Origin of the sequence: Actinophytocola sp. (genome assembly GCF_045807065.1) — a bacterium.
Lineage (GTDB): Bacteria > Actinomycetota > Actinomycetes > Mycobacteriales > Pseudonocardiaceae > Actinophytocola.
In genome coordinates, this window is sequence record NZ_JBJMIE010000285.1 from 1 (window position 1) to 16605 (window position 16605).

General features: G+C 67.1%; 15 protein-coding genes and 1 tRNA gene. 9 read left to right on the forward strand and 7 right to left on the reverse strand.

All coding sequences use genetic code 11. The features are described 5' to 3' along the window. Positions 1–189: 189 nt before the first annotated feature. On the forward strand, positions 190–1842 hold the full coding sequence (locus ACJ73U_RS16485; protein WP_407778505.1) for a DUF885 domain-containing protein: 1653 nt from the start codon (positions 190–192) through the stop codon (positions 1840–1842). 21 nt (positions 1843–1863) lie between these two features. Here ACJ73U_RS16485 and ACJ73U_RS16490 read toward each other — a convergent pair whose 3' ends face one another. Beyond that, positions 1864–2868: a hypothetical protein gene (locus ACJ73U_RS16490; protein WP_407778506.1), complete on the reverse strand. Its 1005-nt coding sequence runs from the start codon at positions 2866–2868 to the stop codon at positions 1864–1866. A 225-nt stretch (positions 2869–3093) separates the two neighbouring features. On the opposite strand from ACJ73U_RS16490, the gene ACJ73U_RS16495 reads away from it, so the two are divergent. The 4 genes from ACJ73U_RS16495 to ACJ73U_RS16510 all read left to right on the forward strand — a co-directional run bounded on the left by ACJ73U_RS16495 (position 3094) and on the right by ACJ73U_RS16510 (position 5456). Beyond that, entirely contained in the window at positions 3094–4305 is a 1212-nt protein-coding gene (locus ACJ73U_RS16495; protein ID WP_407778507.1) for a Cys-Gln thioester bond-forming surface protein, read from the forward strand. 106 nt (positions 4306–4411) lie between these two features. Next, positions 4412–4609 carry an antitoxin gene (locus ACJ73U_RS16500; protein ID WP_407778508.1) on the forward strand — a complete coding sequence of 66 codons (198 nt, stop codon included), beginning with the start codon at positions 4412–4414 and terminating at the stop codon, positions 4607–4609. Continuing rightward, positions 4606–5196: a putative glycolipid-binding domain-containing protein gene (locus tag ACJ73U_RS16505; protein WP_407778509.1), complete on the forward strand. Its 591-nt coding sequence runs from the start codon at positions 4606–4608 to the stop codon at positions 5194–5196. Before ACJ73U_RS16500 ends, ACJ73U_RS16505 begins: the two co-directional genes overlap by 4 nt. Before the next feature lie 71 nt (positions 5197–5267). Continuing rightward, positions 5268–5456 carry a PspC domain-containing protein gene (locus tag ACJ73U_RS16510; RefSeq protein ID WP_407778510.1) on the forward strand — a complete coding sequence of 63 codons (189 nt, stop codon included), beginning with the start codon at positions 5268–5270 and terminating at the stop codon, positions 5454–5456. On the opposite strand, the gene ACJ73U_RS16515 is transcribed toward ACJ73U_RS16510, so the two are convergent. Continuing rightward, entirely contained in the window at positions 5450–5914 is a 465-nt protein-coding gene (locus tag ACJ73U_RS16515; RefSeq protein WP_407778511.1) for a nucleoside deaminase, read from the reverse strand. The genes ACJ73U_RS16510 and ACJ73U_RS16515 overlap by 7 nt on opposite strands. Then, positions 5911–6411 (reverse strand): tRNA adenosine deaminase-associated protein, encoded by a 501-nt coding sequence (locus ACJ73U_RS16520; RefSeq protein ID WP_407778512.1) that lies wholly within the window; start codon positions 6409–6411, stop codon positions 5911–5913. The genes ACJ73U_RS16515 and ACJ73U_RS16520 overlap by 4 nt, the downstream gene beginning before the upstream one ends. A 118-nt stretch (positions 6412–6529) precedes the next feature. Here ACJ73U_RS16520 and ACJ73U_RS16525 point away from each other — a divergent pair, with 118 nt between their 5' ends. Both ACJ73U_RS16525 and ACJ73U_RS16530 read left to right on the forward strand, forming a co-directional pair. Further along, positions 6530–7750 (forward strand): M20 family metallopeptidase, encoded by a 1221-nt coding sequence (locus ACJ73U_RS16525; RefSeq protein ID WP_407778513.1) that lies wholly within the window; start codon positions 6530–6532, stop codon positions 7748–7750. A 34-nt stretch (positions 7751–7784) separates the two neighbouring features. Beyond that, positions 7785–8747 carry a prephenate dehydrogenase gene (locus ACJ73U_RS16530; RefSeq protein ID WP_407778514.1) on the forward strand — a complete coding sequence of 321 codons (963 nt, stop codon included), beginning with the start codon at positions 7785–7787 and terminating at the stop codon, positions 8745–8747. 215 nt (positions 8748–8962) lie between these two features. Here the strand turns inward: ACJ73U_RS16530 and ACJ73U_RS16535 are convergent, their stop codons facing one another. Together ACJ73U_RS16535 and ACJ73U_RS16540 are read right to left on the reverse strand one after the other, a co-directional pair. After that, the gene (locus tag ACJ73U_RS16535) at positions 8963–9841 is read right to left on the reverse strand and encodes a hypothetical protein (protein WP_407778515.1); all 879 of its coding nucleotides are present in this window, start codon (positions 9839–9841) and stop codon (positions 8963–8965) included. Positions 9842–10988: 1147 nt separating this feature from the next. Beyond that, positions 10989–11075: transfer RNA gene (locus ACJ73U_RS16540), tRNA-Ser, on the reverse strand. A gap of 118 nt (positions 11076–11193) precedes the next feature. Here ACJ73U_RS16540 and ACJ73U_RS16545 point away from each other — a divergent pair. Both ACJ73U_RS16545 and ACJ73U_RS16550 read left to right on the forward strand, forming a co-directional pair. After that, complete coding sequence (locus ACJ73U_RS16545; protein ID WP_407778516.1) at positions 11194–11328, forward strand: hypothetical protein; 135 nt, start codon at positions 11194–11196, stop codon at positions 11326–11328. A 296-nt stretch (positions 11329–11624) separates the two neighbouring features. Next, positions 11625–12038 (forward strand): YkvA family protein, encoded by a 414-nt coding sequence (locus tag ACJ73U_RS16550; RefSeq protein ID WP_407778517.1) that lies wholly within the window; start codon positions 11625–11627, stop codon positions 12036–12038. 461 nt (positions 12039–12499) lie between these two features. Here the strand turns inward: ACJ73U_RS16550 and ACJ73U_RS16555 are convergent, their stop codons facing one another. Together ACJ73U_RS16555 and ACJ73U_RS16560 are read right to left on the reverse strand one after the other, a co-directional pair. Next, on the reverse strand, positions 12500–15637 hold the full coding sequence (locus tag ACJ73U_RS16555) for a type I restriction endonuclease subunit R (RefSeq protein ID WP_407778518.1): 3138 nt from the start codon (positions 15635–15637) through the stop codon (positions 12500–12502). Beyond that, positions 15637–16605: restriction endonuclease subunit S (locus tag ACJ73U_RS16560; protein WP_407778519.1), on the reverse strand; the 969-nt coding region annotated here is incomplete at its 5' end. The genes ACJ73U_RS16555 and ACJ73U_RS16560, both read right to left, overlap by 1 nt.

Below are 16605 nucleotides of genomic sequence, written 5' to 3' on the forward strand. Positions count from 1 at the left end.
ACCGGGACAAACAGATGGAGCAGTGGGCGCAGGCCATGGCCGAGGGCGTTGCCGCGGTCGGGCCGGACACCAAGGCCGGATGGCGGCTGGAGACGAGCCGCCAGTTCTTCGAGTTCCTCCGCGACCAGATCCCCGAGCTGCTGCGTCGATGGCGGGAGTACCAGGCAGAACACCGGTAGCGTTGCGGTCGTGACGAACGTGCTGCCGCTCGCCGACGAGCTTGTCCAGCTGTACTTCAGGTCGGACCCGCTGTACGCGACCGTCCTGGGGATCCCCGGATACGGTCGCGAGCTGGCCGACCCGTCGCCCGCCGCCGAGGCGGAGCTGCGGGCACGCCTCGCGGACGTGGCGGCCAGGGCGGAGGCCGTCGACCCCGCGGGCCTGTCCGCGGACGACGCGGTGACCAGGGCCGTGGTCGTCCACCACGCCGGCGAGCTGGTCGATCGGCTGGACGCGGCGCAGGTGGAGTTCGCGATCAGCGACCTGTTCGTCGCGCCGGCCGCCGAGCTGATCATGGCGCTGCCGATGCTGACACTCCACACCCCGCAGGCCCAGGAGGACTACCTGGCCCGGCTGCGTGCCATCCCCGCGTACCTGGCCGTGGTCGCCGACCGCCACCGCGCGGGCGTGGCCGCCGGGCGGGTGCCGGTCGCGCGCCTCGTCGAGAAGGCCGTCGCGCACCTGGACCGGTACCTGGCCACGCCCTCGGCGGACCCGCTGGCGCGGCAGGAGGTCCCGGCCGAGTTCGCCGCCCGCCGCGAGGAGGTCCTCGCCTCGGTGGTGCGCCCGGCCTTCGCCGCGTACCGCCGGGTCCTCGCCGAGGAGCTGGTCGCCCCGGGCCGTCCCGACGACCGGGTCGGCGTGTGCTGGCTGCCGGACGGTGAGGCCCTGTACCGCCGGCTCGCGCGTGTCCACACCACCACCGACCACACCCCCGACGAGCTGCACCGGACCGGCCTGGACATCATCGCCGCGCTCACCGACGAGTACGCGTCGCTCGGCCGGCGGGTGTTCGGCACGTCGGACCGCGCCGAGATCTTCGCGCGCATGAAGTCCGACCCGGCCATGCGCTGGCGCGACGAGGACGAACTGCTCACCACGGCACGCGAGGCGGTGGCCAGGGCCGAGGCCGCGGCGCCGGAGTGGTTCGGGTTGCTCGCCTCCCAGCAGTGCAAGATCGAACCGGTGCCCGCGAACGACGCCCCGGGCTCCCCGGCGGCGTTCTACATGGGTCCCTCGATGGACGGCAGCCGCCCGGGCATCTACTTCGCGAACACGCACCAGGTCGAGGAGCGCGACAAGTTCGCGTCGGAGGTGACGGCGTTCCACGAGGCCGTGCCCGGCCACCACTTCCAGATCACGATCGCGCAGGAGCTGACCCACCTGCCGATGCTGCGCCGCGTGGTCAACCCGACCGCGTACGCGGAGGGCTGGGGCCTGTACACCGAGCGGCTGGCCGACGAGATGGGCCTGTACACCAGCGACGTGCAGCGCCTCGGCATGCTGGCGACGGACTCGATGCGCGCGGGCCGCCTCGTCGTGGACACGGGCATGCACGCGAAGGGCTGGAGCCGCGAGCAGGCCATCGCCTACCTGCGTGAGAACACCCCGATGGCTGACCTGGACGTCCGCAACGAGATCGACCGGTACATCGCGTATCCCGGGCAGGCGCTGTCGTACATGGTCGGCCGCCTGGAGATCCTCCGCATGCGTGCGGCGGCGCGGCAGGCCCTCGGCGACGAGTTCGACATCCGCGCCTTCCACGACCAGGTCCTCGGCAACGGCGCCCTTCCGCTCGCCGTCCTGGACGAGGTGGTCACTCGCTGGTCCGCCGCCGGCTGACCGGCGCCGCACCGGGCGGGGTCAGCCGACCTTGACCGTCTTCAGGATGTCCTGGGTGACCGCCGGGTCGAGGGTCTTCGTCTCGCTAGGACCGCCGCTCACGTCGCTGACCACCACCAGCATGGCCACGCCCTTGGGCTTGCCCTGCTCCGCCACCGGCACGCCCACGATCGCGACCTCGGCGTCGGTGGCCTGACAGTTGGGGATGGTCACCTTGACCTTGACCTTCGCGGTGACGGTCATGCCGGTCTTGTCGCCGATCTTGACCTCGGTCGGCGTCGGGACGTCCACCGTCGAGTCCGGGCTGTAGCCCTTCGCGGCGAACGACTTCGCGAAGTCCTCCAGCGTGGTGGCCAGGTCCAGGTCCTTCTCGTCCTTGCCCTGCACGCTCCCGCTCGCGGCGAAGGTCCGCACGTAGCTCTTGCTCTCGCATTCGTAGATCCCGTAGTTCGCGACGCCGTTGAACTGGACGTCCAACCCGCTGTCCACCGCGCCGTCCGACCGCTGCCAGTCCGCCGGCACCTGGTAGCTCAGTCCGGCGTTGTCGATGGCGATCCAATCAGCGTGATCTGTGCCACTTCCGCCGCCACTAGTGGGTGATGTCGGCTTCGCGGACGACGAATTGTCCTTCGACGTGGTCGTCGAGTTCGTGTCCTTCTGCGCGGTCGGCTGGCCGCTGCTGTCCGTCCGGTTGAACAGCACAATTGCGACGACCGCCCCGACGATGATCACAATCGCCACGAGGCTGAGGATCATCGGCAGTTTCGACCGCTTGGGTGGCGGTGGCGGCGGGCCGTAACCGGGCGCGGGAAATCCACCCGTTGGTGGGTACTGCTGCTGGTGAGGGTCGTAACCGCCGCCGGCGGCGTACGGATTGGTGCCGTACTGGGGCTGGTCCTGCAGGCCGGGATACGGGTCGGAACCGTAGTTGTACGGGTCGTCATACCTGTTGGTCTGCGCCTCCGGACCGAACGACTGGTTGGGGTTCCAGCCGCCCTGGTCGCCACCCGACTGCCATCCGGTCACAGGCAGGACGATAGCCGCAACTCATGGCCGGCGGGCGATTTCTCCCCGGAACTATCCGCCGGACAAGATCGCGACAGGTCGATCTTGTAGCCGCTTCGGTACCCCCCGTAGTTGACGGGAGCGCCGCGCTGGGTAAAGTGCGCCCTCGCCTGATCGACTTCCCTCTCACCAAAGATCGGTGAGAAGACACGGGGCAGATTGTCGTTCGGACCAAAAAGGAGTGTCATGGCCAGACGGTTGAAGCTCGCCCGAGCCGGAGCGGCTGTCGTGGGCGCCTCGGTAGCGGTGATGACGGCGGCCATCCCGGCCGGCGCGGACCCCGTGTCGGGCCACGTCGACGACCACGGGTACACCAACGGCTACCACGTGAACGTCGGCAAGAACTACGACGACATGGCCACCAGCCTGATCGGCTTCCAGGTCGACGACGGCTCCCGCACCGAGCTTCAGATGTACTGCGTGGAGATCGACACGCGCATCGACACGCAGCACGGCATGGTCGAGAAGTCGTGGGACTCCTACCCGAACCCGAAGTCGCCGTTCCACGCCAACCGGTCGAAGATCAACTGGATCCTGCACTACGGCTACCCGGTCGTCGGCACCGAGGCGCTGGCCAAGACGCTGACCGACCAGGGCGTCAAGGTCACCAACGGCATCAGCGACAAGGAAGCCATCTCCGCGACGCAGGCCGCCGTGTGGCACTTCAGTGACGGCAAGAACCTGGACGAGGCCAACCCCCTGCCCAAGGGGCCGATGGACTCCGGTGCGGACGTCGTCGCGCTGTACAAGTACCTGACCGGCAACGACAACGTCGGCATCGGCGAGCAGCCGACCCCGGCACTCGCGATCTCCCCGGCCGACGCGACCGGCGTCACGGGCGACAAGATCGGTCCGTTCACCGTGTCCACCACGGGTCAGGTCACCAAGCTGACCACCAAGCTGCCCGCGGGCGTCAAGGTCGTCGACGCCGACGGCAAGGAGTTGACCTCCGAGCAGGTCAAGGACGGCAGCAAGCTGTTCCTGGACGTCCCCGCGGACGCCAAGGAGGGCAACGGCACGTTCGAGTTGACCGCCACCGCCGGTGTCGACACGGGCCGCCTGTTCGTGGGTGAGAACTACGCCGAGCAGCCGACCCAGTCGCTGATCGTGGCGAAGGCCGAGAAGAGCGAGATCGTCGCGTCCGCCGGCGCCAAGTGGACCGAGAAGGAGGTCTCGCCGACCTCCTCCGAGGCTCCGCCGACCACCACCACCGAGACCTCGCCGGTGCCGACCACGCCGACCAGCACGTCGGCCACGCCGGCTCCGCAGCCGAAGAACACCTCGGGTGCGCTGGCCGAGACCGGTGCGTCCATCTTCGTCCCGGTCCTGATCGGTGTCGTGCTGCTGGCCGGGGGCGTCGGCTCGCTGCTGTTCCTGCGTCGCCGCAAGCGCGCCTGACCTACCGGCCCGTAAGGTCCGCGAATGGTGGTCTGCCCGGATTTCCCGGGTAGGCCACCATTCGGCCGTAGTAGGTTGTGACGGAGTGCGCGAAGGGAGTTCTCAGTTGGGCATCAACTTCGATGACCTGAAGAACAAGGCGGCGGATCTCGTCGAGAAGCATGGCGACAAGATCGAGCAGGGCGTCGAGAAGGCCGGCGAGTTCGCCAAGAAGCGGTTCGGTCACGACGAGCAGGTCGACCAGGTCGTGGACAAGATCCAGGACGCCATCCCCAACAGGCCGAACGACCAGAGCGACCGGTGACCACGCCGCCGCCCGGGTCGCGCAAGCCGACCATCGTCACCTGGCAGGGTCTCGCCAGGACCAGTCTGGAGCAGGTCCGCCTGTTCGTCCGCGATGGCCGGCTCCGCGCGTCCGGACGGCTCGTCGTCGCATCAGAGGCGCCGTTCAGCGCATCGTTCGAGTTCACCGCCGCCCGGTTCGGTGACGTGGGCCGCGGCCTGCTGCGGACCACCGCCGCGGACACCGAACGCCAGGTCTCGGTGCGCCGCACGGAGGACGGCATCTGGCTGATCGACCGCGGCGAGGGCGTGGAGCGCAGCGAGTTCGACGGCGCCACCGACGTCGACGTGGCCGGCTCGGTGACCTTCACCGCCCTGCCCATCCGCCGCCTCGGCCTGCACCGGAAGATGGGCGAGGCGGAGCTGTCCGTGCTGTACATCGCCACGCCGGACCTCACGGTGACCCGTGTCCGCCAGACCTACCGCACGGTGGAGATCACCGACCAGGGCGCCGTCATCAACTACCGGGACGCCTACCGCGACGCGGACATCGTCGTGGACACCGACGGCCTCCCGGTCACCTACCCGGATGTCGCCACCCGGCTTTAGGGCCGTACCTCAGGGGTAATCCCGGGGTTATCAACGATGCCCCAGGCACCGGCACCCGGGATGGTGAAGTCATGACCACGTTGACCAGGCCCCAGAGCAAGAAGATGATCGCCGGCGTGTGTGCGGGCATAGCCGCGCGCTACGGCTGGAAGGTCAGCCACGTGCGGCTGGCGTTCCTCCTGTCCTGCCTGCTCCCCGGCCCGCAGTTCGTCGCCTACCTGATCCTCTGGTGGCTCATGCCGAAGAGCGGCAGCTACTGACCGGACCGGTGCGCGGCGAAGAAGCCGTCCAGCAGCGCCGCGCACTCGTCCGCCAGCACGCCCCCGACCACCTCCGGCCGGTGCGTCAGGCGCCGGTCCCGCACCACGTCCCAGAGGGACCCCACGGCACCTGTCCTCGGTTCCCACGCCCCGAAGACCAGCCGTGCCACCCGTGCCAGCACCAGCGCGCCGGCACACATCGTGCACGGCTCGACCGTCACGACCAGGGTGCAGCCACCCAGCCGCCACCCGTCACCGAACCGCGCGGCCGCGGCCCGCAACGCCAGGACCTCGGCGTGCGCGGTCGGGTCCCCGAGTTCCTCCCGCGCGTTGCGCGCGGACGCGAGCACCTCACCGGACGGTGCGACCACCAGTGCCCCGATCGGCACGTCGTCCCCGGCCGCCGCGGCCACGGCGAGCGCGGCGCGGACCAGGTCCTCGTCACTGCGCGAGGTCACTGCGCGATGCTGTCCAGACTGTCGAGCAGCTGGTTGAACTCGTCGGCGAAACCGCACCGCTGCGCGATGATCTGCAGTTGTTCGTCCGGGTAGAGGTCCACCTCGCCGGCGATCACCTGCAGCTCCGGCGCTGGTAACCCGATGTCGGCCAGGATGTCGAGCGCACCCTCCGGCCACACCTCGTCATCGTCGTCGTCGGCCGGGGGGTCCACGCGCAGCAGGTCCAGCGCGTCGGCCGCCACGTCGTAGTCCAGTGCCGCCGCCGCGTCGGACACGAACAGCTGCACGCCGCCCGGGCCCGGTCGCACCACGAGGAAGAACTGGTCGTCGACGTCGAGCAGCCCGAACGCCGCGCCAGTGGACCTGATCTTGCGCAGCTCGGTGATCGCCGCGTCCAGCTCGCGGAGTGCGTCGCCGGCCATGGCCGTGCACCGCCACTTGCCTTCTTCGCGAACGACGGCGACCGCGAAGCCCGCTACCGGGTCCTGCTCCGACATGGGGATACGGTATTCCTCCGCCTCTCCGGCAGGAAGACGAGGTGCCGTAGTAGTTCCGCCGACCGGCGCTACGGCCCGTGATCCTCACGCAGCGTCGAATCGGTGCGATCATCTACGGATGACCACCGCATCGCTCGTCGACGACCCCCGGTTCACCGGCCTGCTCGACGCCGCTCGTGCCCTGCAGCCACGGACGGTGTCGCTGCGCCGGCGGCTGCACAAGCACCCGGAACTGGGCCTCGACCTGCCGAAGTCGCAGGCGGCGGTGCTGCACGCGCTGGACGGGCTCGGTCTGCACGTCAGCACGGGCAAGTCCTGCACGTCCGTGATCGCGGTGCTCAACGGCGAACGGCCGGGCCCCACCGTGCTGCTGCGCGGTGACATGGACGCGCTGCCCCTCCAGGAGGACTCCGGCCTCGCGTTCTCGTCGGAGGAGGACGGCCGGATGCACGCGTGCGGACACGACACCCACACCGCGATGCTCGTGTCCGCCGCCCGCCTGCTGGAGAGCCGGAAGTCCGCGCTCACCGGCAAGGTCGTGTTCATGTTCCAGCCCGGCGAGGAGGGCGAGCACGGCGCCCGGCACATGCTGGAGGACGGCGTGCTGGAGGCCGCGGGCCGGCCGGTCGAGCAGGCGTTCGCGCTGCACATCACGTCGACCGCGCAGTCCGGGGTGGTGATGTGCCGGCCGGGTCCGATGATGGCGAGCGCCGACGCGTACACCGTGACCGTCAAGGGCAAGGGCGGCCACGGCGCGATGCCCGACCGCGCGGTCGACCCGGTGCCGGCGGCGGCCGCGATGGTCGGCGCACTCCAGACGATGATCACGCGGCGGTTCAGCGTGTTCGACCCGGCGGTGCTGACGATCGGGCGGATCACCGCCGGCACGACGTCCAACATCATCCCGGAGACGGCGGAGCTGCAGGGCACCGTGCGCACGCTGTCCGACCGCGCCCGCGAGATCGTGCAGGCGGAGATCCCGAAGGTGTGCGAGCACATCGCCGCGGCCCACGGGTGCACGACGACGTTCCGGATCGACACCGGCTACCCGGCCACCAACAACGACGCCGCGGTCGCGCCACACGTGCTCGAGCTGGCGGGTGCCGTGCTGGGGCAGAAGAACAGCGCGCTGATGCCGGAGCCGCTGATGGCGTCGGAGGACTTCTCGTACGTGCTGCAGCAGGTGCCGGGCGTGATGGCGTTCCTCGGCGCGTGCCCGCCGGGCGTCACCCCGGAGGCTGCGGCGCCGAACCACTCGAACCGGGTGCACTTCGACGAGTCCGCGTTCGCGCACGGGGTCGCCATGTACGCCGCGTTCGCGCTCGACGCGTTGCGCTGAGCGGGGTCGATGCGCTCCTCGGGTGTGGTGGAAGATGACCTCCGTGCGGCGACCAGTGTGTGTGATCGGGCTCGGGCTGATCGGCGGTTCTGTGCTGCGTGCGGCGGCACGCGCGGGCCGGGAGGTGTTCGGCGCGGCGGACGTCGCGGTGCCCGACCAGCGCGTCGAACCGACCGTGGCCGCGGCCCTGGACCGCGCCGCGCGCGAGGACGCGCTGGTCGTGCTGGCCGTGCCGCTGCCGGCGGTCGACGAGGTGCTGCGGCTGGTGGCCGAGCACGCGCCGGCGTGCCTGCTCACCGATGTGGTGAGCGTGAAGGAACCGCTGATCGAGGCGGTCGCGCGGCGGCTGCCGTCCGCCCGGTACGCGGGCGGCCACCCGATGGCCGGCCGGTCGGCGTCGGGCTGGGCGGCCGGCTCGGCGGACCTGTTCGACGGCGCGCCGTGGGTGGTCGCGACCGAGGAGGACACCCCGCGGGACGCGTGGCGCGCGGCGGCCGAGCTGGCACTTGACTGCGGCGCCCAGGTCGTGCCGACCACCGCGCGGGAGCACGACGCGGCGGTGGCGCGGATCTCCCACCTGCCGCACCTGCTGGCCGCGGTGCTGGCGGCAACTGGCGCCGACGGCGGCTCGCTGGCGCTGTCACTGGCCGCGGGCTCGTTCACCGACGGCACGCGGGTGATGGGCACGCGGCCGGAGCTGGTGCTGGCGATGTGCGAGGGCAACCGCGGCCCGCTGCTGGATGCGGTCGACGACGCGCTCGGGCGCCTCGGTGCGGCAAGAGGTTCGCTGGCGTCGACGGGCGGCCTGGCGTCGACGGTCCGCGCTGGTCACGAGGCGCGGCTGGCCCTGGAAGACCTGCGCAACGCGGGTCGGGAGGAGTTCCCGATCGACCTGAGCGACCCCGAGGCGTTCGAGACGCTGCGGGACCTCGGCACGGCCGGCGGTCGCGTGCTGAGGATGGACGGCGACACGGTGATCGGCGCACTGCCCGCCTGATCACCCTTGATCATCCGGTCGTCGTGCCACAGGGCCCATTCGGCGCTGTCAATTGCCCAATGGTGTGACAGCGGTTGCGCTAGTTGATCTTAATTGAATAGTTTCTCCTGCGTCCGCCGCAAGAAATGCGGCCGTACACAGGGAGAGAAGGAATGGGTGGCAGCGAGGGCGACGACTGAGTCGCACGTGCGTCGGTGTAGTTCGTTTTTCGCGGACTACACCAATTCCAAGCGCATTCCGACGGATTGCCGCTTGGGCAGCCGGGCAGCCCGACAAACGACGACGCGGCGTCCCTGGACGTCGCTGTAGGTGTCGATGCTGGTGTGCTCGTCGGGTGCCGTGAAACCAATCGGCGAGTGCGCGACGTCGAACCCGAGCGGAAGGGTGACCTGGTACTCGAACTGCTTGATGCGCAGGAGGTCGGTGGTCCGGAAGAAGAAGTCCTCGGGAACGCCGAACCGCATCATGGGTTGACATTTGGCGGGCCAGAACCGCACCATTTCGAGCCGCACCTCCTCACCCCGTCGAACGGGTGACCGAAAGTGGACGATCGTGTTCAGCTTGGCTTCGGACAACCAGGTGTTGGTGACGTTCCACTGTGGCCCGAGGACCCCGTCGACGCTGATGCCACGTGCGCGGATGGTGACGTTGCGTCGGTACTCCTCCGGCTGGTCCCACTCGCTGCCGAGGTGGAACCGGATGAAGTGCACCTCGTCCCGCAGGGCGATCGCCTTGATCATGGCCACCTCCCGCACGTCCCCGTTGGCCTCGACATACACCTTGTGATGCCAGTTCTCAATGGACACGAGCGGCGCCATCCGGTTGTCGATCACAAAGTCGCAGTAACGCGCGAGCAACTCCCGCTGGGTGTCATGCCCCAACTGCAACCGATACCGATCCGCAAGCAGGATCCCCAACGCCGAAACCCCGAACACAATCACCCCGACAATTGCCGCCGCTCTAATGCCAGTCGAATCGAACAAACACCCAGCAACCCCGACAACTGCCATCAGAACGACAAGCGCACGCAACACGGCGCAGGGCTCTTTCCGCGAGATGTAGGAGTCCAACCAGCCGGTGAAGTTCCTGAGCATAAACAACGCTCCTCCCATCCGACAGCATGCGACCGCCTGCCGGTTTCGCCGGCACGGCAGGCGGCCACCCACAGAATAAATGCCCAACCACGAAACCGAACTAGGTCATTCAGGTGCATTCCAAAGAATCACCGGATCCCCCACCCCCGAACAACCCCACTACCGATAAGTAACCCACCCAACCGGAGCAACCACCCACAACCCCCCAACACGAAGAGGAAGGAGAAGCCAAGAACCAACCCAAGGAGAGCCCCAAGCACCACCAAGCCACAAGCCCCACACCAAAGCACCCAACCAAGAAAACCCAACAACCCAACCTTGGAAGAGATCAAACCAACGAAATAACCAACACTCGGAACCAACCCCACCAACAACACCCCGAGAACGCCCAAGGAACGAAGCGAGCCACCCCCACTCCAACAGAAGGCGCCCGCCAACCAACACCCAAGGAAGACCACCCGTGAGGAGAAGGACCGCGCCCCAGGAGGGGCTGCGGGAAGCGAGGCGAGCCGAACCCCACAGCAGGGAAGAAAGCGCCCGCGAACCAGCACCCCAAGGAAGGCGGACCAAGGAGAGATCCCCCACCCAGAAGGCGTGCCCCGACGAGCGAAGCCCCCCGCCCCCCGCTCCAAGGGAAAAGGTGTTTGCGACCCAGTGCCGCATGGAAGACCGCCCTGAGGGAAGGCTCCCTGCGCGGGAGAGGGTGCCCCGGCAAGCGAAGCGAGCCGACCCCCGCACTCCAAGAGGAAAAGCGTCCGCGACCCAGTGCCGCATGAAAGGCCGCCCCTGAGCAGAGGTCCACTACCCAAGAAGAGATGCCCCGGGGAGCGAAGCGAGCCGAACCCCCGCACTCCAAGGGAGAAGGTGTCCACGAACCAGCACCCCAAGGAAGGCCATCCTTGAGCAGAGATCCGCTACCCAGGAGAGGTGCCCGGGGAGCGAAGCGAGCCGACCCCCACCACTCCAACGAAAAGCTGCCGGCGAACCAGCACCGAAGGGAAGGCCACCCCGAGGAGACGGCCACTACCCAAGAGGGGGGCTCCGGGGGGCGAAGCCCCGCCGGGCGGGGTTTGGGGGTCGCACCCCCAAAAAAATGGCGAGGCGACGAGGTCTGCGCTCTCCGCAGACACACGTCACCCTCGCCGAGCGGTAGCGGTGGGATTTGAACCCACGGAAGGCGTGAACCTTCACGCGCTTTCGAGGCGCGCTCCTTCGGCCGCTCGGACACGCTACCGGGAGGAACGATACCGGACGTCCCAACCGACACGCTCAAGACCCACTGGTCCCGCAGCGGCGCCACCCACGATGCGGGATACTCGCTGATCTGACGTGGGAGTAACGAGGAGGACGTCATGCCTGACCAGGAAGAAGACCTGCCGAAGACGGGCCGCCACGCCGCCCCGGAAGGCGCGGAGCCCCACCCGCTGATCGACCTCACCCGGGACCCGACCCCCGGCAAGGCGGACCACGCCCTCGAGGAGGAGTAACCAGGGCGGTTGCGCCAGCCATGGCGGCCGGCGCAACCAACCCCAGCATCCCATCAAGCCCCGTCGACGCCACCGGGCCTGTCCAGAAGCGCGGAGGACGCCGGCTCTGATCCCGCGAGGGCATGTCCCGATGTGCCGCGTCTCGTTGACCGAGTCCGTCACGGGGGCGAAACTGCGCGCATGACGTCCGTCGTCCCGGCCGCAGAGCACGCTGCCCGCGATACAGCGAAGCGGGCCGAGCCGGCGGCGCCCGAGGAGGACGCACGTCCCGCCGAAACCCCATCACTGGCCCAGCGATGACTGGCTCGTTCTGGTGGGACCTGGTCCTGGGCGTCGCGTCCGCGCTGTTGCTGGCATGGGTCGCCCTGGTGGTCATGCTCCTAGTCGTAAGACCACGCGGCGGCCTCCTACGTGAGGCGCTGCGACTGCTCCCGGACGTCCTACGCCTGATCCGCCGCCTAGCCGCGGACCGGTCACTACCCCGTGCGGTCCGTGTCCGAATTGCCCTGTTGCTGGTCTACCTAGCGCTCCCGATCGACCTGATCCCCGACTTCGTCCCCGTCCTGGGCTACGCCGACGACGCGATCATCGTCACGGCCGTACTCCGCAGCGTGGTCAAACGCGCAGGCATCGATGCCGTCCAGGCACATTGGCCAGGCACCCACGACGGTTTCGCCACACTCACACGGCTGACCGGACTCGACAGCTAACCGGACGCAACCCCGTCACGGACAGCAATCAGCTGCTGACCTTCATCAACCTAGACACCGACGACGGCCTGACGGCGTGCGAACCAGCCTGAGCTGAGTGCGAGGACATCCCCCTAATACCTCTGAGATGCAGAACGTCCGGCGTCCACAATCAAAGGACGCCGGACGTTCTGCCTGTTCAGAAGCGCGGAGGATGCGGGATTTGAACCCGCGAGGGTTTTAACACCCAACACGATTTCCAATTCCGCTCCGGTTCGTTCAGAGGGGTCCTGTCGCGTCGTCTCGGCAGGTCAACGTGGGTGCGTCGTCTGGTTGGAACCAAGTCGGATCGAACGGAACTGAGACCCGAACTGAGACCCACGGAGGCTGAACCATCAGGGACCCATGCTGATGTGTTGAGGATCACCCACTTCGGGTAAGCAGTTGTGGCCGTTCACCGGCCCAGATCGGGCCTGGGCTGCTCACGCCTCTGTCTGCTGATCGATCGCGGCCTCGTAGAAGGCGTCCGCGAGCGCCATGATGACCGCGCTGATGGCGGGACCGTCGCTGAAGAAGTAGTCGGCCATGGTGTTGTGGGCTTCCTGGTTCTCGACGACGGCCTCGGTGACCGCGGCTTGGAAGTCCTGTGACTCCATGAACTGCTTCTTCGAATTCACCTTGGTCTGGTTGACCAGCTCCGGGTAGGCAAGCAGCCGCTCCACCAGGCCCTGAACGAACTCCCGAACCTGCGACGCAGTGAACGACTCGGCGCCGAAGAGATCGTTCATCTTGTCGATGACAACCTGGAGGGCGACGTACTTCGGTTCCTTCCGCGCCCCGGTGCCCGCAGCACCGATCCCCTTCAGCTCACCGTCACCGGTCAGCGAGATGTCGACCGCGGGCCCCTTACTGTGCTTGACGCCGACCAGGACCACGTCGGAGAGGTCGACTTCCGCGGCCCACGACGAGTCTGCGATCACCTTCTCCAGAAGCCGCAGGAAGATCGACAGCATCTCCATGTAAGGGTCGCCGTAGTCGATGATCTGGCTCATGAAGTCGTACAGTCGGACGTAGGTGGAGACGTCCTTGCGGAACAGGTCGAGGGTGGTGAGGGTGACCTTGTCATCGGCCTCGATCGCAGCCGCGTAGCGGCGGGCGAACTCGTTCTTGGCCGGGCTGATTGCGGCGGAGAGCGCGTTGTTGCCTTTGCGGCCGACCCACAGTCCGGCAACCTCACGCACCTGCTCCGGCGTGTAGATCCCAGCTTGGGCGAGTTTGTTAGTGAGGTGGACGACGACGTACGGGTCGGTCTCGGTCTCGAGGGTGGCATTGGTGAAGTAAGGCTCGAACGCGCTCCGGATGTCCTCGGGCTTGTTCACGAAGTCGATGACGAATGTCTTGCGCTTCTGCTCCCCGCCCGCAGTGCGATGGGTGCGGTTGAGTCGGGAGAGCGTCTGCACTGCAGTGACCCCGGAGAGCTTCTTGTCGACGTACATTGCCGAGAGCAGTGGCTGGTCGAATCCTGTCTGAAACTTGTTCGCGACCAGCATGATCTTGTACGTCGTGCCCTTGAAGGCGGCGCCCAGATCCGAGCCGGCGCCGGCGTTTAGGTTGGCCTCGGTGAACTCGTCGTCCTTGCTCGGCTGCGGCCCCCAGTCCGAAGCCCACTCCTCGTCCTCGGCCATCGTCACTGACCCGGAGAAGGCGACCAGGGTGCGATAGTTGTACGAGGCGTCCATGGCGGCCCGCTTGGCGATGTAGGCGTCGATCGCCTTCTTGTACTTCACTGCGGCCTTACGCGAGTCGGTCACGACCATCGCCTTCGCCTTGCCTTCCAGCAGACGGGCGACGTTGACATGGAAGTGCTCGACGATGATCTGCACCTTCTGGCTGATGTTGGTCGGGTGCAGCTTCACCCACCGCATCAGCCCTTTCCTCGCTGCAGCCTCCTCCACCACTTCGCTACCGTCGCCGCTCTCGGCCTGTCCGGCGATCTTCAGCGCGGTGTCGTAGGTCTGGTAACCCTTGAGCACGTCGAGGATGTAGTCCTCCTCGATGGCCTGCCGCATCGAGTAGAGGTGGAACTCGACGGGCTTGCCGTCGGGCCCCTTACGGCCGAAGAGCTCCAGCGTCTTGTTCTTCGGCGTCGCGGTGAACGCGAAGTAGGAGATGTTCTTCGACTCGGCCCGTTCGGTCATCTCAGAGGCCAGGATTGTCTCGGCGTCGACCTCGCCACCCTCCTCGATCTCCTTGACCTCCTCCGCGGTCAGCACGGCCTTGAGCTTGGAAGAGGTCTGTCCAGACTGTGAGGAGTGCGCCTCGTCGGCGATCACTGCGAACCGCTTACCTTTCAGACCCTTGTCGGCCCGGATCTCGTCGAGTGCGAACGGGAAGGTCTGCACCGTCACCGCGATGATCAGCTCCCCGTTCTTCAACGCGGTCGCCAACAGCCCGGACTTCGACTTGGCCCCCGCCTTGCGCACGTCCTCCGGGCTGATCGTGGCCACGATTTTTCCCGACCCGTCGATCTGGCGAATCGCGTCCTGGAGCTGGCCGTCGAGCACGGTGCGGTCCACGACCACGATTACCGAGTCGAAGAGCTTTTGGTCGTTCACATGTAACCGCGCCAGCCGGTGCGCGGTCCAGGCGATGGTGTTCGTCTTCCCCGAACCCGCCGAGTGCTCGATCAGGTAGCGCTGCCCCACCCCCTCCTCGCGCACCGCGGCCACGATGTTCGTCACGGCCTCCCACTGGTGAAACCTAGGAAAGAGCATGCTTGTACGCCGCACCGACGTGCCGGTGGCGACGTCCCATTCCTCCTTGATCTCCACGATCATCAGTCGGCCGATGATGTTGAGCCAGGCGTGCTTCTCCCAGACTCGCTCCCACAGGTACGCCGTAGCCGACCGCCCAGCCGCACCCGGCGGGTTCCCCGCGCCTTTGTTGTGACCCATGTTGAACGGCAGGAAGTGGGTTTTCTCGCCTTCGAGTCGGGTGGTCATCGCGGCCAGGTCGTTGGAGACCGCGAAGTGCACCAGCGCCCGGTGCCCAAACGACAGCAGCGGCTCTGGCCGCCCGTTGGTCAGCGGGTGCCGTTTCTTCCGGTACTGGTTGATCGCCTCGTCTAGCGACTGGGTGAAGTCGGTCTTCAGCTCCACGGTGGCGACTGGGAGTCCGTTGACGAAGAAGACCAGGTCGATGTTGCGTTGATCAGCGGTGGAGAAGTGTACCTGCCGCATCACCCGCACCCGCATCGCCGCGTACTGCTCGCTGGTGGTTGCGTTTAGGCTGGTGTCCGGTCGGAACTGCGCCATCTTCAACCGGCCGCCACCGATGTACTGCACCCCGTTGCGCAGGATGTTCAACGTCCCACCGCCATGTTCGAGAGGCTTGTCGAGCGCCGTGGTCAGCACGTCGAGGAACTTCGCCTTCGACCCCGCCGCCTTCAAAGCCTTCTCGTACGCCGCCTGCTGGGTCCCCTCCAGCCAGGCGAACAGGTCCTTCGGGAAGAGCGCCCGCTCCCGGTCGTATCCGGTGTCATCAGCTGAGTAACGCCATCCATGGTCGTGCAGGTACTTGCAGATCTCGGTCTCGAAGACGACCTCGTGGTGATTCGCCATCACACCATCTCCCGTACGTCGATCTGCCCCGTCACCGCCGCCGTGATCAGCGCCGACCGCCGCTCCTTCGAGAGTTCGATGAACTGCTTGGTCTCGGCTATGAGCGTGTCGATCTTCGCGGTCTGCCCGTCGAGGTACACCGCGATACGGCGCTGCTCGTCCAGCGCTGGCAACTGGAGGCGAAGCTCCCGAATGTCCCGCTGAGAGATCTTCTGCATCGAGTGGCTCATACCCTTCGATGCAGCTCTGATCTGCACGCGCACGCCAGCAGAGGCGAGCGCATACGCGACGAACGCGGGATCTGCGTCGGCCGTGAGCAAGATGCCATACGTGAGATCAGAGAGAAGCAACCGAGGATAGTCCCCGTCCACTACAGCGGCAGCACCCACCAGATCCTTCGTGTTTGAGCGAGACATGACGAGTTCGCCCCGACGAACCGCGAACTCTGGCCGCGGAGTCTCCTCGTCCGGGAGCCGCTTGTTCTCGGCAGGGTCGAATCGTCCCGTGTTCGCGCACCCGACTTTCAGGACTCCCCATTCCTTAACTCCATCAGCGGGCCAACTCTCACAGTTGGGGCTCCAACCCTGACGAAGTGCCAAAATGACGCGCCGGAACTCGATGTCCGTACCCTGTGACGTCGCATGCGCAATGACGGCAATCCGACGCTCGCGGAGCATCTCGATTAGATGCTGCTGCTCTTCGATGAGCGTGGCGATACGAGCGGTCTCACGGTCGAGGTAGTCGGCGATGGTGCGCTGCTCCTCTAGCGGGGGCATTGGAATCGGGATTCTTGCGAGCTTCTCCGCCGTGAGGTGCGGCATCGAGACAACGTTGGAGTAGGCACGGATGAAACCGCTAGACCGCAGCGCGATCAGGTAGAACGCGATGAAGCGGCCATCGATGCCGCCAATCGGTCGGAGCCGATTGATCGAGTTCTGGAATCCCCAGCCCGATAGCTCCTCATCGAC